The 23,685-nt window shown below is 63.0% G+C and carries 25 protein-coding genes; 16 read left to right on the top strand and 9 right to left on the bottom strand.

Annotation, left to right across the window (positions count from 1 at the left end):
• Positions 1 to 104: 104 nt before the first annotated feature.
• The 6 genes from A2J03_RS02975 to A2J03_RS02950 all read left to right on the top strand — a co-directional run bounded on the left by A2J03_RS02975 (position 105) and on the right by A2J03_RS02950 (position 6,121).
• Positions 105 to 1,157 carry a phosphotransferase family protein gene (locus A2J03_RS02975; RefSeq protein ID WP_068369500.1) on the top strand — a complete coding sequence of 351 codons (1,053 nt, stop codon included), beginning with the start codon at positions 105 to 107 and terminating at the stop codon, positions 1,155 to 1,157.
• Between the two features lie 18 nt (positions 1,158 to 1,175).
• Positions 1,176 to 2,432, top strand: coding sequence for an acyl-CoA dehydrogenase family protein (locus tag A2J03_RS02970; RefSeq protein WP_068369499.1), 1,257 nt, complete (start codon positions 1,176 to 1,178; stop codon positions 2,430 to 2,432).
• Between the two features lie 74 nt (positions 2,433 to 2,506).
• The gene (locus tag A2J03_RS02965) at positions 2,507 to 3,682 is read left to right on the top strand and encodes a thiolase family protein (RefSeq protein ID WP_068369496.1); all 1,176 of its coding nucleotides are present in this window, start codon (positions 2,507 to 2,509) and stop codon (positions 3,680 to 3,682) included.
• A 13-nt stretch (positions 3,683 to 3,695) separates the two neighbouring features.
• Positions 3,696 to 4,526, top strand: coding sequence for an SDR family oxidoreductase (locus A2J03_RS02960; protein ID WP_068369494.1), 831 nt, complete (start codon positions 3,696 to 3,698; stop codon positions 4,524 to 4,526).
• Between the two features lie 54 nt (positions 4,527 to 4,580).
• Positions 4,581 to 5,342: an SDR family NAD(P)-dependent oxidoreductase gene (locus tag A2J03_RS02955; RefSeq protein WP_068369490.1), complete on the top strand. Its 762-nt coding sequence runs from the start codon at positions 4,581 to 4,583 to the stop codon at positions 5,340 to 5,342.
• Positions 5,339 to 6,121: an enoyl-CoA hydratase/isomerase family protein gene (locus tag A2J03_RS02950; RefSeq protein ID WP_068369487.1), complete on the top strand. Its 783-nt coding sequence runs from the start codon at positions 5,339 to 5,341 to the stop codon at positions 6,119 to 6,121. The genes A2J03_RS02955 and A2J03_RS02950 overlap by 4 nt, the downstream gene beginning before the upstream one ends.
• On the opposite strand, the gene dacB is transcribed toward A2J03_RS02950, so the two are convergent.
• A complete protein-coding gene (gene dacB, locus A2J03_RS02945; RefSeq protein WP_197480600.1) occupies positions 6,096 to 7,577 on the bottom strand; it encodes a D-alanyl-D-alanine carboxypeptidase/D-alanyl-D-alanine endopeptidase in 1,482 nt (493 codons plus the stop codon). The genes A2J03_RS02950 and dacB overlap by 26 nt on opposite strands.
• 143 nt (positions 7,578 to 7,720) lie before the next feature.
• Positions 7,721 to 8,344 carry a TetR/AcrR family transcriptional regulator gene (locus A2J03_RS02940; protein ID WP_068369481.1) on the bottom strand — a complete coding sequence of 208 codons (624 nt, stop codon included), beginning with the start codon at positions 8,342 to 8,344 and terminating at the stop codon, positions 7,721 to 7,723.
• A 118-nt stretch (positions 8,345 to 8,462) separates the two neighbouring features.
• Between A2J03_RS02940 and A2J03_RS02935 the strand changes: the two genes are divergently transcribed.
• Genes A2J03_RS02935 through A2J03_RS02925 form a run of 3 tightly spaced genes read left to right on the top strand, consistent with a single transcriptional unit; the run spans position 8,463 to position 11,850 of the window.
• Positions 8,463 to 9,098, top strand: a complete 636-nt coding sequence (locus A2J03_RS02935; RefSeq protein WP_068369480.1) for a VOC family protein — start codon at positions 8,463 to 8,465, stop codon at positions 9,096 to 9,098.
• A gap of 41 nt (positions 9,099 to 9,139) precedes the next feature.
• On the top strand, positions 9,140 to 10,066 hold the full coding sequence (locus A2J03_RS02930; protein ID WP_068369476.1) for a fumarylacetoacetate hydrolase family protein: 927 nt from the start codon (positions 9,140 to 9,142) through the stop codon (positions 10,064 to 10,066).
• Entirely contained in the window at positions 10,063 to 11,850 is a 1,788-nt protein-coding gene (locus A2J03_RS02925) for an FAD-dependent monooxygenase (RefSeq protein WP_068369472.1), read from the top strand. The genes A2J03_RS02930 and A2J03_RS02925 overlap by 4 nt, the downstream gene beginning before the upstream one ends.
• Before the next feature lie 39 nt (positions 11,851 to 11,889).
• Here the strand turns inward: A2J03_RS02925 and A2J03_RS02920 are convergent, their stop codons facing one another.
• A complete protein-coding gene (locus A2J03_RS02920; protein ID WP_197480599.1) occupies positions 11,890 to 12,555 on the bottom strand; it encodes a GntR family transcriptional regulator in 666 nt (221 codons plus the stop codon).
• Between the two features lie 115 nt (positions 12,556 to 12,670).
• Between A2J03_RS02920 and A2J03_RS02915 the strand changes: the two genes are divergently transcribed.
• The 4 genes from A2J03_RS02915 to A2J03_RS02900 are packed head-to-tail and all read left to right on the top strand — an operon-like array spanning position 12,671 to position 17,637.
• Positions 12,671 to 13,912 (top strand): sarcosine oxidase subunit beta family protein, encoded by a 1,242-nt coding sequence (locus A2J03_RS02915; protein WP_068369466.1) that lies wholly within the window; start codon positions 12,671 to 12,673, stop codon positions 13,910 to 13,912.
• Between the two features lie 14 nt (positions 13,913 to 13,926).
• Positions 13,927 to 14,205, top strand: coding sequence for a sarcosine oxidase subunit delta (locus A2J03_RS02910; RefSeq protein WP_068369463.1), 279 nt, complete (start codon positions 13,927 to 13,929; stop codon positions 14,203 to 14,205).
• Positions 14,202 to 17,066: a 2Fe-2S iron-sulfur cluster-binding protein gene (locus A2J03_RS02905; protein ID WP_068369459.1), complete on the top strand. Its 2,865-nt coding sequence runs from the start codon at positions 14,202 to 14,204 to the stop codon at positions 17,064 to 17,066. Before A2J03_RS02910 ends, A2J03_RS02905 begins: the two co-directional genes overlap by 4 nt.
• Positions 17,059 to 17,637, top strand: coding sequence for a sarcosine oxidase subunit gamma (locus A2J03_RS02900; protein ID WP_068369456.1), 579 nt, complete (start codon positions 17,059 to 17,061; stop codon positions 17,635 to 17,637). Before A2J03_RS02905 ends, A2J03_RS02900 begins: the two co-directional genes overlap by 8 nt.
• Before the next feature lie 22 nt (positions 17,638 to 17,659).
• On the opposite strand, the gene purU is transcribed toward A2J03_RS02900, so the two are convergent.
• Positions 17,660 to 18,505: a formyltetrahydrofolate deformylase gene (gene purU, locus A2J03_RS02895; RefSeq protein WP_068369454.1), complete on the bottom strand. Its 846-nt coding sequence runs from the start codon at positions 18,503 to 18,505 to the stop codon at positions 17,660 to 17,662.
• 191 nt (positions 18,506 to 18,696) lie between these two features.
• Positions 18,697 to 19,014 (bottom strand): hypothetical protein, encoded by a 318-nt coding sequence (locus tag A2J03_RS31445; protein WP_231912341.1) that lies wholly within the window; start codon positions 19,012 to 19,014, stop codon positions 18,697 to 18,699.
• Positions 19,015 to 19,042: 28 nt separating this feature from the next.
• Here A2J03_RS31445 and A2J03_RS31440 point away from each other — a divergent pair, with 28 nt between their 5' ends.
• Positions 19,043 to 19,243, top strand: coding sequence for a hypothetical protein (locus tag A2J03_RS31440; protein ID WP_231912340.1), 201 nt, complete (start codon positions 19,043 to 19,045; stop codon positions 19,241 to 19,243).
• Between the two features lie 266 nt (positions 19,244 to 19,509).
• On the opposite strand, the gene A2J03_RS02885 is transcribed toward A2J03_RS31440, so the two are convergent.
• Positions 19,510 to 20,010: a hypothetical protein gene (locus A2J03_RS02885; RefSeq protein WP_068369450.1), complete on the bottom strand. Its 501-nt coding sequence runs from the start codon at positions 20,008 to 20,010 to the stop codon at positions 19,510 to 19,512.
• Between the two features lie 95 nt (positions 20,011 to 20,105).
• Entirely contained in the window at positions 20,106 to 20,792 is a 687-nt protein-coding gene (locus A2J03_RS02880) for a hypothetical protein (RefSeq protein ID WP_068369447.1), read from the bottom strand.
• Between the two features lie 108 nt (positions 20,793 to 20,900).
• Here A2J03_RS02880 and A2J03_RS02875 point away from each other — a divergent pair, with 108 nt between their 5' ends.
• Together A2J03_RS02875 and A2J03_RS02870 are read left to right on the top strand one after the other, a co-directional pair.
• The gene (locus A2J03_RS02875) at positions 20,901 to 21,467 is read left to right on the top strand and encodes a dihydrofolate reductase family protein (protein ID WP_068369444.1); all 567 of its coding nucleotides are present in this window, start codon (positions 20,901 to 20,903) and stop codon (positions 21,465 to 21,467) included.
• 13 nt (positions 21,468 to 21,480) lie between these two features.
• Positions 21,481 to 22,413 carry a LysR family transcriptional regulator gene (locus A2J03_RS02870; RefSeq protein ID WP_197480597.1) on the top strand — a complete coding sequence of 311 codons (933 nt, stop codon included), beginning with the start codon at positions 21,481 to 21,483 and terminating at the stop codon, positions 22,411 to 22,413.
• A gap of 24 nt (positions 22,414 to 22,437) precedes the next feature.
• Here the strand turns inward: A2J03_RS02870 and A2J03_RS02865 are convergent, their stop codons facing one another.
• Together A2J03_RS02865 and A2J03_RS02860 are read right to left on the bottom strand one after the other, a co-directional pair.
• On the bottom strand, positions 22,438 to 23,427 hold the full coding sequence (locus A2J03_RS02865) for a cyclase family protein (RefSeq protein ID WP_068369438.1): 990 nt from the start codon (positions 23,425 to 23,427) through the stop codon (positions 22,438 to 22,440).
• Positions 23,424 to 23,685 (bottom strand): SDR family oxidoreductase (locus tag A2J03_RS02860; protein WP_156520166.1); only part of this gene is annotated, 262 nt, incomplete at its 5' end. The genes A2J03_RS02865 and A2J03_RS02860, both read right to left, overlap by 4 nt.

Genomic DNA, 23,685 nt, shown 5'->3' with positions numbered 1-23,685 from the left:
CGCGGATGCGCTGACGCCGACTGTTTCTGCGTGCGACCACACGTGTGAACCGCCGAAATGGCGACGGTCCGCCATCTGCGACATCGAAGCAAAGGATGTGAAGTATGAATGCCACCACAGTGGATGGACTCGATTGCGTGCGTGTGCGCGAATGGCTCGACACAGTCGAGACCACCTGTGCCGTAGGCGCATTGACCGCTCGCCTCATCGCAGGTGGACGCTCGAACCCGACCTACGAGCTCACCGACGGTTCCAACTTCTGGATCCTACGACGCCCACCCCACGGACACGTTCTCCCTACCGCCCACGACATGGGCCGCGAGTACCGCGCATTGTCATCACTCGCCGGGACGTCGGTACCGGTCCCCCGAACCACCGGACTGTGTCAGGACCCGAACGTCATCGGCGCACCGTTCTACGTCATGGACAAACTTCACGGAACCACTTTGCGCACCCGACACGACACAGCCCAGCTCACCCGAACCCAACGCGCCGGTCTCGCCGACTCGATGATGACAACCCTCGCAGATCTGCATTCCATCGATCCGGCAGAAGTAGGACTGAGCGAGTGGGGGAACCCCGATGGCTTCCTCACCCGCCAGCTCCACCGCTGGCAGCGGCAGTGGGACGCATCGGCCACCAGCGAGCGACCCGAAGTGGCCGAGCTGCACCGCCGCCTCACTGCATCCCTACCGACACGAAGCTATCCGGGAATCGTGCACGGAGACTTCAAGATCGACAACATGATGGTCGACGCCTCCGATCCCACCTGCATTCTCGGCGTACTCGACTGGGAGATGTCGACCCTCGGCGACACCGTCACCGACCTCGGCATCCTGTGCTCCTTCTGGGATCACGAGGACGAATTCTTCAACCCCATCACCGCAGGCGCCACAGCTCTGCCCGGCTTTCCGACCCGCGACGAGCTGGTACAGCGCTATCTGACCACCCGCGGCATCGACGTACCGAACATCGACTGGTACCTCGTCTTCGCCGATTTCAAAATAGCGGTGATTCTCCAGGGCATCCACGCACGACACGCACAGGGACACACCCAGGGCAAGGACTTCGCCGACGTCGGCGACATGGTCGAACCACTCCTCGGTCGCGCTCTCGAACGCGCCTCCGCATCGCACGTGCCCGGCCTCACCGGCTGATACACCAGGAAGAAACCTATGACACACGCCCTGAACACATCGGCCATGCCTGCCGTCGTCGACGTAGCTTCGCTCGACCTCAGACCCTCGGCGAAAGCGCTCGAACTACGCGCCACGCTCGTCGACTTCATGCATTCCCACGTCTTCCCCGCCGAACACGAGTACGAAAGCTACCGCGCAGCAGCGGGTCCAGGCGACAGCACGCTACCCCCCGTAGTCGAGGCGCTCAAGAACGAAGCACGAGCGCGCGGGCTGTGGAATCTGTTCCTCCCCGCCTACTCTGGAATCAGCCAACTCGACTACGCCGGCCTCGCCGAAATCACTGGATGGAGTTTGCATCTGGCACCCGAAGCAACCAACGGGCAAGCCCCCGACACCGGCAACATGGAACTGCTGCACCTGTTCGGAACGCTGGAACAACAGACCCGCTGGCTCGAGCCGTTGAAAGACGGCCAGATCCGCTCGGCGTTCTCGATGACCGAACTCGACGTCGCCAGCTCCGATGCCACCAACATCCAAACCCGCATCCACCGTGAGGGCGGCGACTACGTAATCAACGGCCGCAAATGGTGGACCAGTGGCGCATCCGATCCGCGCTGCACCCTCCTGATCGTCATGGGCAAAACCGATCCCGACGCCGTGTCCCACCGCCAGCAATCGATGGTGCTGGTACCGATCGATAGCCCCGGGGTCACCATCGTCCGCGACGTTCCAGTCTTCGGCCGATACGATCAACACGGCCACTGCGAAGTCGTCTACGACAACGTCCGCGTCCCGGTGAGCAACATCCTCGGTGAAGAAGGCGCAGGCTTCGCCATCGCCCAGGCCCGCCTGGGCCCGGGCCGCATCCATCACTGCATGCGAGCCCTCGGCGCTGCCGAACGTGCACTCGCACTGATGGTCTCGCGTGCGCAGTCTCGAGTGGCATTCGGTTCGGCACTCGTCGAACAAGGCGTGATCAAAGCCCAGATCGCGGAGTCACGCATCGCTATCGACCAAGCACGCTTGCTCTGCCAGTACGCCTCGAAAATCACCGACGAACACGGCAACAAGGCAGCCGCACCCTACGTGTCAGCAGCGAAAGTATCGGTACCGCGCGTTGCACTCGACGTCATCGACCGCGCCATCCAAGTACACGGCGGCGCCGGAATGAGCGACGACGTACCCCTCGCCGCGATGTACGGCTGGCACCGCGCCATGCGCATCTTCGACGGACCCGACGAAGTCCACCTGCGCACCATCGCCAAAGCCGAACTCGAGAAGCAATCGCAGTAACCACTTCGAGTAGTCCCGGCTAGTTCTCACAATGCCGGTGCCAAGCGAAGAATCGAACGAACAAGGAGCATGTTGTGAGTACCGCAGTCATCATCGACGTCATCCGAACACCCTCGGGCAAGGGCAAGCCAGGCGGCGCCCTCTCCGAAATCCACCCCGCGACACTGCTCGCGGACTTGCTCCGCACACTCGTCGACAAACACGACCTGGATCCAGCACGGATCGACGACGTCATCACCGGCTGCGTCACCCAATCTGGTGAACAAGCCGTCAACATCGGACGCACCGCAGTACTGGCAGCGGGGTTCCCCGACTCCGTACCCGCAACGACAATCGATCGCCAATGCGGATCGAGCCAGCAGGCCGCCGCCTTCGCCGCACAAGGAATCGCCTCAGGGATGTACGACATCGCGATTGCATGCGGAGTCGAATCGATGTCCCGCGCCCCGATGTTCTCCAACGTCGGTGACAAGGACCCCTCCATCGGACCCCTCGCTGCCCGCTACCCCGACGGCCTCGTATCCCAGGGAATAGGCGCAGAACTCATCGCAGCTCGCTGGAAGTTCGATCGTGAACAACTCGACGCCTACGCAGCGCGTTCGCACCGACTCGCCGCAGCTGCCGCCGAACGTCTGCAGTTCGATCAGATCGCGGCGGTCCACACGCCCACCGGCCTGGTCAGCGTGGACGAGACCGTACGCCCAGCAACGACACCCGACTCCCTCGCCGCCCTCACACCCGTATTCCAGTCCCAGGCCATGTCCGCCCGGTTTCCGGAAATCGACTGGTCCATCACCGCCGGCAACTCCTCGCCGCTGACCGATGGCGCGTCAGCAGCACTGATCATGAGCGAGCACACCGCAGCAGCACTCGGGCTTACCCCGCGCGCCCGCTTCCACAGCTTCGCCATCGCCGGCAGCGATCCGCTCCTGATGCTGACCGGCCCGATCCCGGCGACCGAGAAGATCCTCGCACGCTCCGGACTGCGACTCGAGGACATCGACACATACGAGGTCAACGAAGCCTTCGCACCGGTACCGCTGATGTGGCAGAGCCACTTCGATACCGACCCCGACAGGCTGAACCCAGCGGGCGGCGCGATCGCGCTCGGCCACCCCCTGGGCGCCTCGGGCGGGCGACTGCTGGCGTCGATGCTCACCTACCTCGAAGCCACCGGAGGCCGCTACGGACTGCAAACCATGTGCGAGGGCGGCGGCATGGCCAACGCCACCATCATCGAACGACTCTGACGAAGGAAACACCATGAGCAACACCCGATTCGACGGAATCACCGCAGTCATGTCAGGCGGCAGCCGCGGCATCGGTCTCGCGATCGCAACCGAACTGGCACGTGGAGGCGCGAACCTGGTGCTGTTGGCGAAGACCGACAACCCCGACCCTCGACTACCCGGCACCATTCACACTGCGGTCGCCGAGATCGAAGCTGCGGGCGGTCAGGCCGTCGGTGTCGTCGGCGACGTCCGCAATGACGAGGATGTCGCACGTGCCGCACGCACAGCAGCCGAGACCTTCGGCGGCATCGACATTTGCATCAACAATGCAAGCGTCCTCAACCTCTCCGGCACCGAAGACCTACCGCTCAAGCGGTTCGACCTCATCCAGCAGGTCAACGTCCGTGGCACCTTCGCACTCACCCAAGCGTGCCTGCCGCACCTGAAGAAGTCCGCGTCAGGTCACATCCTGACGCTGTCGCCACCACTGAACATGTCCGAGAACTGGCTCGGAAAACACCCCGGATACACACTCGGAAAATACGGAATGACACTGCTCGCGTTGGGATTCGCCGCAGAATTCAAAGACGCAGGCATCGCCAGCAACTGCCTGTGGCCCGAAACCACCATCGCCACCGCCGCAGTCAAGAACCTCCTCGGCGGCGAAGAAGCGACCGCACATGCGCGCAGCCCCCAGGTCATGGCCGACGCGGCAGCTGCCGTGCTCTCGCACACACCGGGCTATCGCACCGGCCGCACCCTGGTCGACGTCGACGTCCTCACCGAAGCCGGAATCACCGACCTCACTCCCTATGGCGGAACCGAACCACTCGACTACGACATTTTCGTCGACCCACGCTGATTCACGTATCACTGCCGTTCTCGGCTACCGGCATCAACGACAGGAAGCAGGAACATGAAGATCGACACTATCGTTGCACTGGTCACCGGCGGAGCATCCGGCCTGGGCCTCGCAACGACGCAGGCTTTGATCGATGCAGGAGTATACGTCGGAATCCTGGATCTGCCGGGTTCCCCCGGACCATCCGTCCAAGATGAACACTCGGGGTCGGTGACGTTCCTACCCGGAGACGTCACATCCACCGAAGACGTCACCGGTGCACTCGACGCCCTGGCCGAGCGCGGGCCGCTGCGCGTCGTCGTGAACTGTGCGGGCGTGGGCCCTCCCGGAAAGGTGCTCGGCAAGAACGGCCCGCTCCCGATGGAGGACTTCGAGCGTATCGTCCGCATCAACCTGTTCGGAACGTTCAACGTGATCAGACTTGCGTCCGAGCGGATCGCAGCGACCGACAGCGTGGACGGTGAGCGCGGCGTCGTCGTGAACACCGCATCCGTCGCGGCGTTCGACGGGCAGATCGGACAACCGGCCTACGCGGCATCGAAGGGTGGCATCGTCTCGATGGCGCTGCCCATCGCCCGCGAACTCGCCCGACATCAGATTCGGGTAGCGACGATCGCACCAGGAATTTTCGCCACGCCGTTGCTCGCAACACTGCCCGAGGACGCGAAAGCGTCGCTCGGTGCACAGGTTCCGCACCCGTCACGCCTCGGAGATCCCGCCGAATTCGGCGCCCTGGTACGCCACATCGTCGAGAATCCCATGCTCAACGGGGAGGTCATTCGTCTCGACGGCGCTATTCGGATGGCGCCCCGATGACCGCGGCCATGGACTTGATCCGATGCAGTTTCGGCGCGAACGGAATCGCGAGAATACATCTGAACCGGCCCGACGCGTCGAACGCTCTCGACCCTGAACTTGCCTCGGCCTTGGAATCTGCAGTCGATGCCATTGCAGCAGAACCCGACGCCCGCGTGCTCGTCCTGTCTGGGGACGGGAAGAACTTCTGTGCCGGCGGGGACGTCAAACGAATGGCCGCGGCACCGGACACTCCCGCTTTCTTGGCTGACCTCGCCGGCACAGTGCATCGCGCTCTTGTGAAGCTCGACTCGCTACCGATCACTGTCGTTGCAGCTGTTCGCGGTTCGGCTGCCGGAGCCGGGCTCGGACTGGTGTTGGCTGCGGACTTCGTGGTGGCTGGGCCGTCGAGCAAATTCGCCGCCGCCTATTCGGCGGTCGGCTTGTCCCCAGATTGCGGAGTCTCGACACTGCTCCCCCGCGTGGTCGGATTGCGTCGCGCGATGCAGATGCTCCTCGCCGCACACGTGGTCTCGGGAGCCGAAGCCCTCGACTGGGGTTTGATCTCCGATCTCGTCGACGATGACGACGTCGAGTCCCGTGCGAACGAACTGGCGGAAGTACTTGCACAGTCGGCGTTTCCGGCAGGCGGACAGACTCGGCGCCTAGTGCGTGCGTCCTTCGGACGGAGCTACGCAGAGCACCTCGAGGACGAAGCGCGAACGATCGCAGCCGTCGCTTCCTCCGACAGCGCCCGGTCGCGGCTACAGGCGATCAATTATCGAGCTGAATCTGGGTAAGGACCTTTGCAGTCGGGGGGAAGGAAGCCAACCCGTCGGCGAACGTCGTGTATACGCCGTTGAGCGCGTAGAACGCGACAACCAATTCCTTCCCACTCGCCGTCGTCATGTACCCGGCCTGCCCGGCGGCGACGAACATGGACTGCATCGCTCCGACATCGGGACGCGCGCTCAATCCACTCTTGACCAGGATCTTCCCGTCGTGGTTGATGTCGGGGAGCCCTTCTTTCAGCTTGTCGCCCCACGGCTGGTCGTGGATCCAGGTGAGCCAGCGAACCATCGCCGACGGGGTGGCCGAAGCCGGGTCGGACCCTTCGCCGTCGTAGATCTCCACCGTGCCCGGGTCGATGCCGGCCGGTGCGAACTTGTCGATCACCGTCGTCAGACCGTCTTCGCATTCGCGGGATCCTGCCTTGACTGCAAGCAGGCAGAGCAGTGTCTCCGCTCCCCTGTTATGGCTGATCTTCAGGACGAGTTTGGTGAGGATGCTGGTGGGCGGGGATACGAGCGAGGCGACTTTGCTTGCGTCGGTGTACGCGGAGTCGGCAGGAAGCGTGCCGGTGGCGTTGTCCAGTGGGGTGTCGATCGTGACGCCCGCGCGTCGGAGCGCCTCGATGAACAGCGCTCGGGCGTAGGTCGCGGGGTCGGGAGCGAAGACGGTCAAATCGAGTTGCTTGGAGTCGACGGGTACGTTGCCGCTCACCACGACGCGGTTTCCGGCTCCGAGTGTGGCCGTCGCCGTGGATGCGCTCCCGGCCGCGCTGGTCACAGCCTCGTTGACCACCTCGTAGAAACCGGTCTGTGGGCGCGTGGTCATGGCGATCGGATCGCCCGCATTCGTGCCAGGATCGACCACAATGTCGAGCAGGTTGTCGTTGACCATGATCGAGGTCACGACGCCTTCTTTGGTTTCGAACGGATCCCACAGCCTGTCGTCGACGAGCACATCGCCTTCGATGGATGTGATCCCCTTTGCGACAACGTCCTTGGCCAGCTTGTCGAGTCCGGCGAGTGGATCGGCTTCGACCGGCCTCGAGGTCGGGATCGCGTAGGCATAGATGTGGTCATCGGGATCGACGTACTGCAAGTCCCCGTCGAGCACACCCCGACTGCCCAAGATGAAGTCGCCGGCGCCGACGAGCACCAGGTCGCCCGTGAGAGTAGAGCCCTCGCGCGCGCCGACGGAATAGACCGGTGTTTCGAGCGTCGAATCCGCGCCGAATTCGTCGAGATACGTACCTGTGCTGAACAGTTTGGTCGTAGAGCCGAGAAAGTTGAGCGTGTTCTCGTTGCTCGCATAAAGGGTGTCGCCGCTGCCGAGCTCGACGGCGTTCCAGTGCCACGATCCGTGAGCGAAAGGCGCAGAGTTCACCACTGCGAGTGTGTCGTCGGGCAAATCCCCTGATGTCGTCGAGTCGCCCGATCCACACGCAGCGAGCACCAGCACGCCGGACATGAAGGCAGAAACGAACAACCGCGAACGGGAACGGGAACGGAATTTTGCCGAATGTCCTGCTTCGCAACGGTTCACGGAACGCACAGGCAACATGGTCGACTTCCTTTCGGCAGGAAATCTGACAATACGCCTGTTTCGCCACGTCAGAGGCGGTTCCGAGGTGTCGATGCATCGACGACCGCTTCGAAGGTGTCCACCGCCAGCTCGATCACTTCGTCGAGTTCGAGGCCGGGAGTATCGAAGTACGCATCTGCCGTCCGATCGAGGAATCCGGTCCAGCCCGAGATTGCCGCACCTTGCAGCGGGGACAAGGGATCCTGGAGACCTGCCAATGCCGCGACCTGCCGTGCGCCGTCGGCACGGGCTTCTCGGACGGCATCCTCGACGAGAGAATCGCCGAGTTCGCCTTCGCGGACGACGCGTATGTACAGGGCGCGATGGCGCTCGAGAAACTCGATGTGGCGGCGCACGAAACCTTCGATGCGGGCTCTGGCGGAGAGCTCACCGTCTTCAGGCTCCTGAGATTCGGCCAATTTGGTCAGCACGTCGGCCAGGGCTGCTGCCACCAAGCCTTGTTTGTCGGTGAAGTAGTAGAACAGCAACCCGTGGGCCACCCCTGCTCGACGCGAGATCGCCGCTGCACTGATGTCGGCGGTGTTGCCCTCGGCCAGTAGCTCGATCGCCGCGTCGATCAAGGCCTGACGACGATCGCGCCGTGGGCGGGCGCGGCGGGACCGCTCGGCACCGGGGGATGCGTTGGTCGTCACCGATCCGACACTAGCGCACCATCCGACTACTTGTTTGACTGCTAAATCAATATCTTGACTAACAGTCAAACCCGTCGTAGCGTCGGTCACATCAGCGTTGCCGAGGAGAGGTCGTTCGATGAGTACGACGCAGGACGAGCAGAGCCGCGGATCGGGTCGAGTCGGACCCGACTACATCGCTCACTGGGTGGTGAAGTCCGCCCGTACAGAGGAGATGGTGCGGTGGTACGGCATGGTGTTCGGTGCCGAGATTGCGTATCAGGACGAGCAGATCACATTCTTGACCTGGGACGACGAGTCACATCGTTTGGCGATCGTCGCGGTGCCCACGCCAGTGAGGTTCCTCTTCCCTTTGGCCAAGTTCCGGCGCAAGGCGTACGGGATCGACCACATCGCGTTGACCTTCGTCTCGCTCGAACGGCTTCTCGAGAACTACGTACGGCTCAAGCGTCTGGGCATCCTCCCGGTGTGGTCAATCAACCACGGGCCCACGATCTCGCTCTACTACGAGGATCCGGACGGGATCCGCCTCGAGTTCCAGGTCGAGAACTTCGACGCCGAGAACACCGCTGCGTTCTTCTTCACCGAGGAATTCGCGAAGAACCCGATCGGCGTCAACATCGACCCCGACTACCTGCTCAGCCAGCTACGCAACGGTGTGCCCCACGAGGAACTTCGTCGGCGGGAAGCAGGAACTCGGCCCGGGCATCCGGTGATCGCCAACAAGAAGACCATTACGCCGAAAACTCTGTAATCGAACGAGTCTGCAATCGCACAAGGGGGAGAAATACTCACATGTCTGTCAACGTAGTCCGCACGGTCGATGGTTGGTGGCGTCTCGATGGCGACCGCGCGATCGAGATCGACACGACGGCTGAGACCACCGGACAGCTGCTCGCCGAGCGCGAGGCCATCACTGCCGCGTCGGGTCCCGGCACGAGTGTCGACGAACTCGATCTCGTCTCGCCCGTCACGGCCCCGTGCCGGGTGGTGGCGCAGCTGCTCAACTACCGGTCGCATGCCGTCGACGCCGGGTCCGACCCGAAGACCCTGCAGCCCACGTTCTTCCGCAAATCGTCGGCCTCGATCAGCGGGCCCAACGATCCCATTCGGCAACCACCAGAGGTGGCTCTGCTCGATTACGAGATCGAGTTGGGGGTCGTGATCGGAGCGAACATCCCCATCGGCACCACCGTCACCGACGACACGCTGTCCAACTACGTCGCGGGATTGGTCGTGGCCAACGACGTATCCGCCCGTGAGATCCAACTGACCAAAGTGCAGGTGTACGAGAGCAAGTCGTACCCCACGTTCACCCCGCTCGGGCCGCGGTTGGTGCTCCTCGACAACGACGAACTGCGCCGCATTCCCGAGCTACACATGAGCCTGGCCGTCAACGGAGAATCGCGCCAGGATCAGACGATCGGCAACGATCTGATCACGCCCCCGGCTGACGCTCTCACCAGGTTGGCACGGTTCCAGAACATGACGGCCGGCGATGTACTGCTGACTGGTACGCCCATCGGTACCGCCATTTCGGCTCCGCCGAGGATCGTGCAGAAGATCGGCGAGCTGATTCCACCGGCCCTGAAGTGGAAGTTCTTCTTCGCCCGCCAGGTGAAGAACCCGAAGTACCTGTCGGTCGACGACGTTGTGACTGCCAGTATCCGCACCGCCGACGGCACCATCGATCTGGGAACGCAGAGGACCGTGGTCCGATGACCGAACCCGTCGTCATCGTCGGGGCGGGGCCGGCGGGAAGCACTGCTGCACTTCTGTTAGCGCGCAGAGGGATTCGGAGCATGGTTCTCTTGCGTCGTGAGAAGCCTCTGTTTCACCCGGCCGCGCACGTGATCAATGCCCGAACGCTCGAAATCTGGAACGAGTACAGCCCGGAGTTGGCGAAATCGATCGCCGCGATGTCGCCGCCGCACGAGACCGTCAACCTGATCAGCTGGTACGGCGGTCTGGCCGAGGACGTGATCGGTTCGATCGACCTGCTCTCGGATCCCGAACGCAAAGCCATCGTCGAGAGCCAAAGTCCCTACATGGTCTCGCACATCGGCCAGCACATCCTGATGCCTGTGTTGTGGGATGCACTCGAGGCCGAGCCGCTGGTCGAGTTCCGTCGCGGTGTGAGCGTGCAGTCGGTCGACTCGACCGCGGACGGTGTTCGTGTCACGGTGGCGGGAGAAGCAACCGAGGTACAGGGCGGCCAGTACGTGCTCGCGTGCGACGGCGCCAACAGTGCGACCCGTGATGCGGCGGGAATCGCGTTGTCCGGGCCCGTTCTGGCGAACATGGGAAGTGCGTTCTTCACATCGAAGACGCTGTTCCCCGACGATGCTCGCCCGTTGCTCAGTTGGATCTACACACCCGAGCTGTGTGGGGTGCTCATTGCCCACGCCGATCATCGATACATCTTGATGACGGCGTACCTGCATCCCGACCAGGAGATCGCCGCGGACAGCCGCCAGTTCTGGCAGAGGACGCTTCCGAAGGTGCTGGGCAGCAACGACTTCGAGTTGGAATCGACGGGCACCTGGGTGATGACGTCACAGACCGCCGACCGTTTCCGCCAAGGTCGACTCCTGCTGCTCGGCGATGCTGCACATCGCTTCCCGCACACCGGAGGGTTCGGACTCAACTCGGGCGTCCAGGACGCGCACAACGTCGCGTGGAAGCTCGACGCCGTCCTGTCTGGTGCCGCGTCGGAGTCGCTGCTGGACACGTACGAGAGCGAGCGTCGTCCGGTGGTGGAGAAGTTCGCGGAGCAGAGTGTGTACAACCATTTCAAGATGGACGCCATCGGCAAGAAGGTGGGCATCACCAACACGATGCTGGCGAAGGCCACTCAGGCAATGGGCCGCGCGCCCCTGAACAAGATTTCCGGTCGTGTCGTCGCCCCACTAGCCGCCGCGGCCACCCGCAAGCAGATGGCCCGCTCACACCGACTCAGCCCAGCGGTCTCGGGATCGGCTCGGTTGCGGCAACAGATCGCCGACGCCATTCCGCTCCAGGTGGAACACTTCGTGTCCATCGGCCTGCAGTTCGGCTACCTCTACACCAGTCCACTGATTGCACAGGAGCAGTCGGCCAAGCCCGCCGAAGATGTGGTCGACTACCTGCCCACGACTTATCCGGGTGCCCGGCTTCCGCATGCCGTGCTATCGGTGGACGGCACACTCGTGGACGCGCACGACACTCTCGATCCGAACAAGCTGACGCTGGTGACTTCTGCCGGTGACGAATGGGCACCGGTGGTCTCCGAGCTTTCGGCTGCCGGGCCTGGAGTGGTTCCGGTCTCCGCCGAAGCACCGACGGGCGCCGACCGTGATCGGTTGATCGGACTGTACGAGGTCGGTGACGTCGGTGCGGTTCTCGTCCGACCCGATGGTCATGTCGCATGGCGTACAACCAGATCGGCGTCCGAGGCCAGGGAGTCGCTCGCCGAATTCCTACGCTCGCACTGGAGCGGCTTCTTCACCGCATCTGTCGACCAGTGACGTGCCGGGGCGGCTGTATGCGGTGCGGTCGACGCACTGTCAGAGCAGACGCCGCACTGCAGTCTCGAAACCATCGACGTGCGCGAGGGTCAGTTCCGCCGCGGATTCTCCGTCGCCGTCGACGATGGCTCGCAGCAGCGCTTCGTGCTCGCGAACGTGCAGTGCGATATGCGGAAGGCGGTCGATGAACAGGGACCAGATACGCGTGGCATGGGCGTCGAGGCCGATGAGAATATCCTCGAGATGTGCGTTGCCTGCAGCATGGTAGATCGCGCGGTGGACCTGGACATCTTTCCGCAAAACGTCTTTCGGCTGTTCGTCATCACGGATCGCGGCGACGTCATCGGCCAACTGCAGCAGGGCGCGACGAACGTCGGGAGTGGCTGTGCGAGCGGCACGTCCAGACGCCAGTGGTTCCAAGTGCCGACGTATCTCGGAGATCGACGAAAGATCGGTCATGTCGACGGCAGTGGCGAACGTGCCTCGACGCGGGTACGCCACGACGAGGCGATCCCGTTCGAGGCGCTTGAGCGCCTCACGGACAGGGGTCCTGCCGTAGCCGAGGTCTGCACCTAGTTTTTCGTCGTTGATGGGGTCGCCGGGCTTGATGTCGAGCAACACGAGCCGTTCCTGAATGATGTCGTAGGCGTGATCGGCGCTCGTCTTGTCGGTGTCGGTCGTCGCAACGGTCGTCGCCCTCGTCATCGCCATCTCCCAGGTCTGCTTCTTCGCCTCGTCTTGACCCCGCTCCGATCTGACCATACTCTACGGGGAAGTTGATATATCAGTTTGGTCTCATTGTCCGCCCAGGAGGGGTTACATGACCGCCGCAGCGCCCCAGCCTCCCGGTTCGCATTTGCCCGAGCACCCGGACTTCCTCTGGCGAAATCCGGAACCGAAGAAGAACTACGACGTCGTCATCGTCGGCGGTGGCGGCCATGGCCTCGCTACTGCGCACTATCTCGCCGAGAACCACGGCATCACCAATGTCGCGGTGCTCGAGAAGGGGTGGCTCGCGGGCGGCAACATGGCTCGCAACACCACGTTGATCCGATCGAACTATCTGTGGGACGAAAGCGCGAACATCTACGAACACTCGCTCAAGCTGTGGGAGGGACTCGAAGAGGACCTCGACTACCCCATTCTGTTCAGTCAGCGCGGCGTTCTCAATCTCGCACACAGCCTCCAGGATGTCCGCGACAGTGTCCGTCGCGTCGAAGCCAACAAGCTCAACGGTATCGATGCTCAGTGGGTCGAACCGGACGAAGTCAAGAAACTCTGTCCGCTGGTGAACATTTCCGAGGACATCAGGTATCCGGTCCTCGGCGCCACGTACCAACCTCGGGCCGGAATCGCCAAGCACGACTACGTCGCTTGGGGGTTCGCGCGCCGAGCCGACGCCGCAGGCATCGACATCATTCAGAACTGCGAAGTGACCGGTTTCGTCACCGATGGCAACACAGTGACCGGTGTGCGCACGACGCGGGGCGACATCGGCGCCGGCCAGGTCGCGCTGTGCGCCGCGGGGCACACCACGACGCTGACCGACATGCTCGGCTTCAAGACCCCTGTTCAGTCGCATCCACTGCAGGCACTCGTCTCGGAACTCCTCGAACCTGTCCACCCGACGGTGGTCATGTCCAACGCAATCCACGTGTATGTCTCCCAGGCACACAAGGGTGAACTCGTGATGGGCGCCGGGGTGGACTCGTACAACGGGTACGGACAGCGCGGTGCCTTCCACATCATCGAGCGTCAGATGGCTGCGGCGGTCGAACTGTTCCCGGTGTTCGCCCGAGCGCACCTGCTGCGCACCTGGGGTGGCATCGTCGATGTCTGTCCGGACGCCTCCCCCATCGTCGGCCGAACCCCGTACGACAACGTCTTCCTCAATTGCGGCTGGGGCACAGGCGGTTTCAAGGCGACGCCGGGGGTCGGTTGGTGCCTGGCGGACACCATAGCGAACGACGAGCCGCACCCGTACATTTCACCGTTCGGCCTCGACAGATTCGTCACCGGTGCCCTCGTCGACGAGCACGGCGCCGCCGCCGTCGCGCACTGAGAAGGAGCGAAGACATGCAACTCATCGAATGTCCGTGGTGCGGACCGCGCGAGGAAACCGAATTTCACTACGGCGGACAAGCGCACGTCGCGTATCCGGCCGACCCGGACACACTCTCCGACGAGGACTGGGCCCACTACGTGTTCTTCCGCAGCAACACCAAGGGGCTGTTCGCCGAGCGGTGGAGCCACAGTGCAGGATGCCGACGATGGTTCAACGCTGTGCGGGACACTGCCACCTACAGATTCCACAGCTTCTACCGCGCGGACGAGCAGAGGCCGGCGATCTCGTGAACACGTCACACAGGGTCGATCGTGGTGGGCGAATCGACCGCTCCGCTTTTCTGAGTTTCACCTTCGCAGGACGCGAACTCACCGGATACCGCGGTGACACCCTCGCATCAGCGTTGCTGGCCAACGGCATTCACCGGGTCACCACGAGCATCAAGATCGGGCGCCCCCGGGGTATCACCGCCGCGTGGGCAGAGGACACCGGCGGACTGGTCCAGATCGAGGAGCCGTTTCCGGAGCCGATGTTGCTGGCATCGACCGTCGAACTGTACGAGGGCCTTGTTGCACGCGGCATCCCGGGCCAGGGCCGTCTCGCTGACATCGCCGACTCGGCGCAGTACGACTCCGTGCATCAGCACACCGATGTTCTGATCGTCGGAGCTGGGCCCGCCGGCCTGTCGGCGGCACTGGTGTCCGCGCGAGCAGGATTGCGCGTCGTGCTGATCGATGAGCAATTCGAAGCGGGCGGAACACTTCTCGGCACCACCGACTGCATCGACGACGCCCCCGCGATGGACTGGGTTTCCGCGGTCGTGTCCGAACTTGCCACGTACCCCGACGTACTGCACCTGCAGCGGACGACTGCGTTCGGAAACTACGACGACGGTTTCGTTCTCGCGTTGGAACGCCGGACCGATCATCTCGGTGCCGACGGTCCCGCACATGTGTCCCGTCAGCGGGTGTGGCGCGTGCGCGCGAAGCAGATCCTCGTCGCCACGGGCGCACACGAACGCCCGATCGTGTTCACCGACAACGACCGCCCCGGAATCATGCTCGCGGGCGCGGCACGAACGTTCCTGCACCGCTATGGCGTCACGGTCGGTGAGAAGGCAGTCGTATTCACCACCAACGACAGTGCGTACGCTGCCGCGGTCGATCTCGGGCGTATCGGCGTCCACGTCACCGTCGTCGACGCCCGGCCCACGGCGCCGCAGGCCTGGGTGTCGCAGTGCCGCGAACTCGGCATCGACGTACGGTCACAGTCCGTCGTCACCGGTACGCAGGGCAGCGACCGCGTCACCCACGCCCTAGTGGCATCCACCTCGAACGGCAATCCCGACTCCTCGGTATCACTCGAATGCGACGTGCTGCTGGTCAGCGGTGGATGGAACCCAGCAGTGCACCTGTTCAGCCAGGCACGTGGGAAGCTCCGCTACGACGATCGACTCGGCGCCTTCGTCCCCGGTGAAGATCTGGAGGGTATTCGCGTCCTCGGTTCGGCCGCCGGCCTGTTCTCCCTTCGCGCCTGCATCGATGCGGGCCAGGAGTCGGCTGCGAAGGCAATCGCTGAACTGGGTCATTCGCCGGGAGAGGCGCTGACGACAGTGCGGACGGTGAGCACCGACCGCACGTACCAGGACCCGGTCGTACTGTGGCGTGTTGCCGATGTTCACGGCGAGCACTCCCAGTTCGTGGATCTGCAACGCGACGCCACCGTCGCCGACATTGCCCGAGCGGTGGGCGCGGGCATGACGGCGATGGAGCACATCAAGCGCTACACCACGATCGGTACGGCCCACGATCAGGGAAAGACCTCGGGCGTCATCGCGTCGGGCATCTCTGCAGAACTCCTCGGCCGCCCGATAGAGACACTCGGCACCACCACGTTCCGGCCGCCGTACACTCCCGTCGCGTTCGCTGCGCTGGCGGGACGGTCACGCGGCAGGCTGTTCGATCCGGAACGCGAAACGGCACTGCATGATTGGCATGTGGGCCGGGGGGCAGTGTTCGAAGACGTGGGTCAGTGGAAGCGTCCGCGTTACTATCCCCTCGCCGGTGAAGACATGGATGCTGCAGTGTTGCGTGAGTGTGCCGCTGTCCGAAGCGGTGTCGGGATCCTCGACGGTTCCACCCTGGGCAAGATCGACGTCTCGGGCCCCGACGCGGGCGTTCTGCTCGATCTGCTCTACACGAACATGATGAGCACGCTGAAGGTCGGGATGGTTCGTTACGGCCTCATGTGTGGGGTCGACGGCATGGTCATCGACGACGGGACCGTGATGCGGCTCGACGACGAGCGTTTCCAGGTGTTCACTACCACCGGCGGTGCGGCGAAGATCCTCGACTGGATGGAGGAGTGGCTGCAGACCGAATGGCCCCACCTCGTCGTACGTCTTACGTCGGTCACCGAGCAGTGGGCGACGTTCCCCGTCGTCGGACCCAAGTCCCGAGCAGTCGTCAGCGCGGTGTTTCCCGATCTCGACGTCGGCCAGGAGTCCTTTCCCTTCATGGCCTGGCGCGATACCTACGTCGGTGGAGTGCATGTGCGCGTCGCTCGCATCAGCTTCTCCGGCGAGTTGGCTTTCGAGGTCAATGTCGACGGCTGGCATGCACCGGCGGTATGGACCCGTCTGCTCGACGCCGGCGAAGAGCACGGGATCACGCCGTACGGCACCGAAACCATGCACGTGCTGCGCGCCGAGAAGGGGTACCCCATCATCGGACAGGACACGGACGGAACGGTCACCCCGCAGGATCTCGGGATGAGCTGGGCCGTGTCGAAAAAGAAGAAGGACTTCATCGGCAAGCGGTCGTTCGCGCGAACGGCGAACCGGGATCCGCTGCGCAAGCAGTTCGTCGGACTACTCCCTGTCGACAAGACGACGGTTCTCCCCGAGGGCTCCCAGATCATCGAGACCGTCGACGACGGTATTCTCCCACCCCCGCCCGTACCGATGCTGGGCCACGTGACGTCGAGCTACGCGAGCGCGGCACTCGGTAGGCCGTTCGCACTCGCCCTGGTCAAGGGCGGACATTCCCGTATCGGAGACACAGTGCACATTCCTGTCGGCGACCGATTGGTCGCGGCCGAAATCACCGCTTCCGTACTCGTCGACCCCGAAGGAGCGCGCCGAGATGGCTGACACCCTCGCACCCATCAGTCCGCTGCACAGCCTGACCGAACGCTTTGTTGCACAACCAGAATCGGCGAGGCTCGCAGAGGAGGCCTTCACTGCGATGGCCGATCTGTGGGTCGATCCGGCAGGACCCGGCGCAGTGGCCGTTGCAGCGGTCCTCGGTGCAGACCTGCCGTCGACTCCCGGCACGTCCGTGAACACTGCGTCGGCGACGGCAATCTGGCTGGGCCCACAGGAGTGCCTGGTCACCACCCACACGCGGTCCGGCGCGGAGTTGGAGGCACAACTTCAGGAGGCAGTCCGCCGACACGGCGGCGCCGCTACCGACGTGTCGGCGCAGCGCACGATCATCCGGCTGTCGGGTCAGCACGCGAGACTCGTGCTGTCCAAGGGATGCTCGCTGGATCTGCACCCTTCCACGTACCCCGCGGGAACCGCGCAGCAGACCATGCTTGCACTTGCCGCAGTGGTGATCATCGCTGTCGACGACGCCGGCACCGACTACCGAATTCTGGTTCGGTCGTCCTTCGCGCGGTATCTGGCCGAGTGGCTGCTCGACGCATCCGCTGAGTTCTGAGCATTTCGCCGAGCCGCTCCCCCTACTTGAACACGACGGTTCGGTGTCCGTGCAGCAGCACGCGGTTTTCGCAGTGCCAACGCACTGCACGAGAGAGTGCCAGGGCCTCGGCATCCTGGCCGACGGTTGCCAACCGCTGTGGATCGTAGCTGTGGTCGATACGAATGACTTCTTGCTCGATGATCGGACCTTCGTCGAGGTCCGGGGTCACGTAATGGGCCGTTGCCCCAACCTGTTTCACGCCGCGGTCGTATGCCTGATGGTAGGGCTTCGCACCCTTGAATCCGGGCAAGAAGGAATGGTGAATGTTGATGGCGCGACCGTGCAGCTTTCTACAGGCGTCGTCGGACAGGATTTGCATGTAGCGGGCGAGGACGACCAGGCCGGCGTCGAATTCGTCGATGATCTCGAACAGTCGCTCCTCTGCCTGCCCTTTGTTGGTGGGATCGACAGGAACGTGCAGGAACGGCAGTCCGGCGGCTTCTGCCATCGGCCTCAGATTTTCGTGATTGGAGACGACGGCAACAAGTTCGGCACCCAGTATCCGACCGCGCCACCGAAAGATCAGATCGTTGAGGCAGTGCCCCATTCGCGAGACCATCACCACCGCGCGCGGCAGACCGTCGCCGGTGATGGTGAACGCCATCCCGAAGCGGGAGGCGACTTCGGCGAACCGGTCGGTGAGTTGCGCGCTGTCGACGTCGCCGGAGGCGAACGACGTGCGGAGGAAGAATTCCGCTCCGAGTGCGTCGTCGAATTGTTGATGTTCGATGATGTCGCAGGAGTTCTCGAAGAGGAACGAGCTGACCGCATGAACGATGCCCGAGCGCTGCCGGCAGCTGAGCGTGAGCGTGTAGGTCTGACTCATGACAGTCTCCTCCGGTTTGATATACCAGTGTGAGACTACAGACCTATCAGCATTGCGCAAGGTAGAGGAGCTTGCTCCTAGCTACCCTATGCGCGTGAACGAACGGGGGAGGGTGGTCGGCCATCCGTGGCGAAGCGGACCACGTCTCCCCTTGATCATTCAGAATCCGAGTGACAGGCTGGGATGTGTCGTCAGCTTGCGCTACCACTACCCAGAAGTGAACCCAGATCGGGAAGCGTCGGAGCAGAATCCTCGATCGTGACAACGGGAGACGCCTGCTGCACGATGTAAGAGGTCCACGGCAGCGTCGCCAGGTGGTCGTCCAGTCCTGGGTAGTCGGAGATCCACGCGATCGTCGGATCCACGTTCTCGGTAACGCAGGATGCCAAAGCAACGTACGTCCCGGCGGGGATGTCGGTGACCGATTGTGAACTGACACCGGCTTGGCCGGCGTCCTCCAGCGAGTAGAGCGTCTGACCGTTTACGAGTACGTCGGCGATGGGAGGCATCACGCCGTCCGGCGCGGGAGCGAGTGACGTGCCACAGCGAAGTTTGCTGCCGGAATTGTTGGTGATCGTGTTGGTCACCGTCGATCCGTCGACGTCGAAGGCGAACGACACATCCGTCGGCTCCGCCGCCGATGCAGTCGCAGGAATTGCCAACATTACCGATGTACAAGCCAAAGCTCCGAGCATCACGCGGTTGATCGATCGCATTGCAGTCCTCTTCGTCGAGTGAGCTATGTCCGAGTTGTTAGTTTGCAGCAAAAAAGACCGACTGGCACCTTTCGTACCGAACGTGCGACGACGGCGGGATTACCAAGCCATCAACCCAATGCAACTTCGCTCATCTCGACAAGGCAACTTCGACCGTTCCCGTTACTCGACATGCCGAGTAACGCAGAGCTGCAGAACACCTCGGACCGGTCCCGACGCACGTGACCGGACAGCTATGGCTTCGAATGCCACTGCCGTACACAACCTTCGGTTCACACTGTCACGCAGCTACGGGCGGTCCTTCTTGGCCTGCCTTCGTTTGCCCGCCGCGATCGACGAGGCTTCGTACTTCTTGCGGCCGGGCGACAACCTGGTCCTGTCGACACGGGGCTTGCCCGCCGATGTGACTTTGCCGTGCGTGGTGCGTTCTTCATCGGGAGAAGTTGACGATCTGCGTGCGCGAGCAAGACGTTCTTCCTTGAGGTCGCGCGCGGTATCTCGAGATACCGCTCCCAACCGACGACTTACCCTGCTCAGCGCGTCCTCGAAGACTTCCGCCTTGCCTGCGTTGCGCGAGTTCGCTGCCTTGCCCGCACCGCGGGCACCTTTGGCGTCGACCTTGGCTGCACCGGCACGACGGTACAGCTTGACGTACTTGTTCCGACCTCGTCGAATTCGAGTGTGCAGATCTATCAGATCGTCCTCGGATAGATCGGACATCTTCGATTTAGTAGTTTCCCGAATCAAGACGTACTCGTCCTCGGACAAGGAATTCAATAGCTTCTTCATGCCGAATCCAATCCTTAGTCGGCCTTCGAGCGTAACCCGCATGGGTTCTATAGGAACCGGTTTCGGAGCGGCCAAGTTGGTGGGCCAATCAGTCTTCACAGCAGCCGCGCGAGCCTCTTCTTGGTGCGATTACGGACCGCGATTCTACGAACCAGGGGCGACGGGGCGGCCTCGAGTGCTTCGAACATCGGTAACCCACGCACAGGTTCCGCAGCCACCGCAACACTCCACGCATAGCTCAACGTTTGCTCGAGGCCGCGCCATCGGTCAGTACGGGGCTGTGCCTCTGTGTCGGACAGCGTGGTCGTCGAGACAGCACATGCATCCAGAGCCGCAGCACACATTTCGCTGTACTTCAGCAATCGAGGTTCGCAGATGGCCTCGACCGCCGCGCGCACCACTGCGAGATCGGGGCTGCGGACCCATCTGTGTACCAGCTCGGCAACAGCAGTCGGGTTGTCGACCGCGGCGAGCTGCAGACCGCGCACGAACCCTTCACGCAAACGCCACCGCGGATCACGGACATATCCAGCCAGCTGATCGAGTTCCGCGTCAGCCTGCCCTGCCTGCGACATGCACGCTCGGGCCATCCCCGCCACACCGCACATCGCAAGATACTCGTCCTGCTCGTCAGCGAGCCCGGAAAGCGTCCGCCGCGGCAACAACGTCGCTGTCTGGTCGACGAGTGTGAGATTCGCTCGCGGCCCAGGTAGCCCTGACTCACGCCGCAGATAGTCACAGAGTTCGTCATAACCGAGCGCTGTGAGATCGACCTTAGCCATGATGCGCATCGCCTTCCCCTACGTTCCGATCGAACACATCGACATCGTTCTTGGACGGTATACGGGGGCGTCGCGATGAGTTTTTCCCTCCGGTGCAGTCTGATTTGCATGGGCAAACTCATCTATGGCTTCAACGTATCGGTGGACGGGTACATCAACGACGCAGAAGGCAGCATCGACTTCTCCGATCCGAGCGAAGAATTGCACCAGTATTGGAACGACTTCGAGCGGGAAACCGCCCTGTCGTTCTACGGGCGGCGGCTCTACGAACTGATGGCTGACTACTGGCCGACCGCCGACAAGGACCCGGACGCCACACCTATGATCGTCGACTTCGCGCACATCTGGCGCAACATGCCCAAGGTCGTGTTCTCGCGCACACTGGAGTCCGTCGACTGGAACTCCCGCCTGGAACGCGGCGATCCGGTCGAGGTGGTCACGAAGCTGAAAGCCGAAACCGAGGGAAGGCTGGAGGTCGCCGGCGCGACTCTGGCCGCACCGATCGTGCGGGCCGGACTGGTGGACGAGTACCGGATCGTAATCTCCCCCACCGCCGTGGGCGGCGGTACACCGTTCTTCCCGACACTGCCGTCATGGATCTCGCTGCGACTGTTGGAGAACCGAACTTTCCCGGGCGGCACGGTCCTGTTGCGCTACGAGGCGAAACACGACTGACTATGCTCGGACGGTGCGAAAGGTCATCAGTGTCGCGAACCTCGATCTCAACTTGCTGGTGTCGCTCGATGCCCTCCTGCAGCACAAAAGCGTCACCAAAGCCGCTCAGCAACTGGGCTTGAGTCAACCCGCGCTGTCGGCTGCGTTGGCTCGACTTCGACGGCACTTCAACGACGAACTGCTGTACCGGGTCGGAAACGACTATCACTTCACCCCCCTTGCAGCCGAACTTCGTCAACGCACTGGCTTGGCTCTCGACGGAGTCGAGCGGGTCTTCTCGGCGCAGCCGAAGTTCGACCCTGCGGAATCCACACGCGAATTCTGCGTTGTCGTCAGCGATTACGGGATCACCGTTCTCGGAGATACCTTGGCCACGCTGTTCACCGAGGCAGCGCCCCGCGCCCGTCTCCGCTTTCGTCCCACCAGCCCGGACTTGGTTGCACGTGCCGAACAAACACTCGTGGGTACCGATTTGATGCTGTTGCCACACGGGTTCGTGACAGATCTGCCGCACAAGGATCTCTACCGCGATCGATGGATCATGGTCGTCTCGTCCGACAACGAGGACATCGGTGCCGAGATGACCGTCGACGACTTGAAATCATCACCCTGGGTCGTGGTGTACCACGGCCATTCGGCGGCCACCCCGGCAGATCGTCAGCTGCGCATGCTCGGCATCGAACCGCACGTGCAGATAGTTACCGAGAACTTCCTCACTGTCCCAAGTCTTGTATCCGGCAGCAATCGCATTGCGCTTCTGCAGGAGCAATTGGTTCGACTCCTCCCCCTGAACTCCGGCCTGCGTACCATCCCGTGCCCGGTGGAAGTCGGCGAACTGGTCGAGGCCATGTGGTGGCATCCGGTCTACGACCGAGATTCCGAGCACATATTCCTCCGTGAACTCGTCACCCGAGCAGCCGAATTGGCGACTGCCGAGCTTCGGTGATCCGCCGGCTGAGCTCGAGTTCGGCTATTTCACCGCGACCGGATTGACGGGAGCACCCACTGCACCTGTCACGGGAATAGGCGCGGCGGTCAGGAAGAACTCGTACACTCCGTCGGTCGCGCAGTCCTCGCCCAGCGCGTCGAGGTCCCACATCTCACCGAGAAACAAACCGATGTTGGGAATCGCTACCTGATGAAGCGGCTGGAACGCAACGTCGAATTCGTTCGGCCGGACTTCGAAGCCCCAATTATCGGTCGCGATCGCGGCGATCTCGCTGTCGTGCAACCAATCCGCGGTGGTGAACGACAGTCCGGGAGCTGCTCCACCGGCATAGTCGCCCCACCCGTCGCGACGGGTGCGAGCAAGCTGCCCTGTACGCACCAATACGATATCGCCGCGCCGAACCTCCGATGTCGGCCCTTGGGCCGTAATCGTCGCGTTCAAATGCTCGGCTGTGATCGCAAAGCCGTCCGGCAACTCACCGTCATCGCCACAGCATCTACCGACGTCGAGCAGAACACCTCGACCTACGATCCCATTGGCTACGGTTTCGATTCCGGTGACACCGTCACCCAAGCTGGTGACAACCGAGGCAGCTGGGCGCCCGTTCCACGCGATACCGTGATCGAAGATGTGCCCTAGCCCGTCCCATTGGGTCGAGCATTGCAGCGGCATGGCCACGATATCGTCGGCACCGCCGAGCCCGTGAGGGAAACCCTGAATGCCTGCGGCAGCATCGGTGCCGGTGTCGAGCATCGTGTGCACCGGATTCGTGCGCCGACGCCATCCCTTCTGGGGGCCGTCCATGTCGAAGCTCTGCGACAGCGAGAACGACGAACCACGTCGCACGAGCGAACCTGCTGCGGCCCGAAGATCGTCGGTGAGATAGTTCATCGTCCCCCGCACGTCGTCCGCGCCCCACTTCCCCCAATTGCGGTTCCGTTCCGCAGATTTCGCGATCTCACCCTCGGGGTCGGTGCGGTCGAGAATACGTGGGGTATCGGTACTGGTCATGCAGGATCCTCTCGAAGTGCATCGGACACGGACTTGACGCCGCCGTGCGATCCGGCGCCGCCGTCGACGGGTATTTCGGCACCGGTGACGAACGAGGCGTCAGGGCCAATCAAGAACGCCACGACTGCGGCCACCTCGTCCGGCCGACCGGTTCTGCCCAGTGGTGTCTCTGCAACCGAGGCCGACCTGAACGCGGACGGCGCTCCAAGCGTCATGGAGGTGTCGATGAAGCCGGGATGCACGATGTTGACGCGAATG

This window comes from Rhodococcus sp. EPR-157 (assembly GCF_001647195.1).
GTDB lineage: Bacteria > Actinomycetota > Actinomycetes > Mycobacteriales > Mycobacteriaceae > Rhodococcoides.
The sequence above is the reverse complement of the archived record's forward strand: the minus strand, read 5'-3'. Positions and strand labels throughout refer to the sequence as shown.

What these genes read in the sequence shown, in the direction of transcription:
- A2J03_RS02930 (WP_068369476.1), top strand. Translation starts at nt 9,140, where the DNA reads ATGTCTGTCAACGTAGTCCGCACGGTCGATGGTTGGTGGCGTCTCGAT.
- purU (WP_068369454.1), bottom strand. Translation starts at nt 18,505, where the DNA reads ATGAGTCAGACCTACACGCTCACGCTCAGCTGCCGGCAGCGCTCGGGC.
- A2J03_RS02950 (WP_068369487.1), top strand. Translation starts at nt 5,339, where the DNA reads ATGACCGCGGCCATGGACTTGATCCGATGCAGTTTCGGCGCGAACGGA.
- A2J03_RS02900 (WP_068369456.1), top strand. Translation starts at nt 17,059, where the DNA reads ATGGCTGACACCCTCGCACCCATCAGTCCGCTGCACAGCCTGACCGAA.
- A2J03_RS02970 (WP_068369499.1), top strand. Translation starts at nt 1,176, where the DNA reads ATGACACACGCCCTGAACACATCGGCCATGCCTGCCGTCGTCGACGTA.
- A2J03_RS02960 (WP_068369494.1), top strand. Translation starts at nt 3,696, where the DNA reads ATGAGCAACACCCGATTCGACGGAATCACCGCAGTCATGTCAGGCGGC.
- A2J03_RS02875 (WP_068369444.1), top strand. Translation starts at nt 20,901, where the DNA reads ATGGGCAAACTCATCTATGGCTTCAACGTATCGGTGGACGGGTACATC.
- A2J03_RS02885 (WP_068369450.1), bottom strand. Translation starts at nt 20,010, where the DNA reads ATGAAGAAGCTATTGAATTCCTTGTCCGAGGACGAGTACGTCTTGATT.
- dacB (WP_197480600.1), bottom strand. Translation starts at nt 7,577, where the DNA reads ATGTCCGGCGTGCTGGTGCTCGCTGCGTGTGGATCGGGCGACTCGACG.
- A2J03_RS02880 (WP_068369447.1), bottom strand. Translation starts at nt 20,792, where the DNA reads ATGGCTAAGGTCGATCTCACAGCGCTCGGTTATGACGAACTCTGTGAC.
- A2J03_RS02920 (WP_197480599.1), bottom strand. Translation starts at nt 12,555, where the DNA reads ATGACGAGGGCGACGACCGTTGCGACGACCGACACCGACAAGACGAGC.
- A2J03_RS02925 (WP_068369472.1), top strand. Translation starts at nt 10,063, where the DNA reads ATGACCGAACCCGTCGTCATCGTCGGGGCGGGGCCGGCGGGAAGCACT.
- A2J03_RS31445 (WP_231912341.1), bottom strand. Translation starts at nt 19,014, where the DNA reads ATGCCTCCCATCGCCGACGTACTCGTAAACGGTCAGACGCTCTACTCG.
- A2J03_RS02955 (WP_068369490.1), top strand. Translation starts at nt 4,581, where the DNA reads ATGAAGATCGACACTATCGTTGCACTGGTCACCGGCGGAGCATCCGGC.
- A2J03_RS02910 (WP_068369463.1), top strand. Translation starts at nt 13,927, where the DNA reads ATGCAACTCATCGAATGTCCGTGGTGCGGACCGCGCGAGGAAACCGAA.
- A2J03_RS02915 (WP_068369466.1), top strand. Translation starts at nt 12,671, where the DNA reads ATGACCGCCGCAGCGCCCCAGCCTCCCGGTTCGCATTTGCCCGAGCAC.
- A2J03_RS02935 (WP_068369480.1), top strand. Translation starts at nt 8,463, where the DNA reads ATGAGTACGACGCAGGACGAGCAGAGCCGCGGATCGGGTCGAGTCGGA.
- A2J03_RS02865 (WP_068369438.1), bottom strand. Translation starts at nt 23,427, where the DNA reads ATGACCAGTACCGATACCCCACGTATTCTCGACCGCACCGACCCCGAG.
- A2J03_RS02975 (WP_068369500.1), top strand. Translation starts at nt 105, where the DNA reads ATGAATGCCACCACAGTGGATGGACTCGATTGCGTGCGTGTGCGCGAA.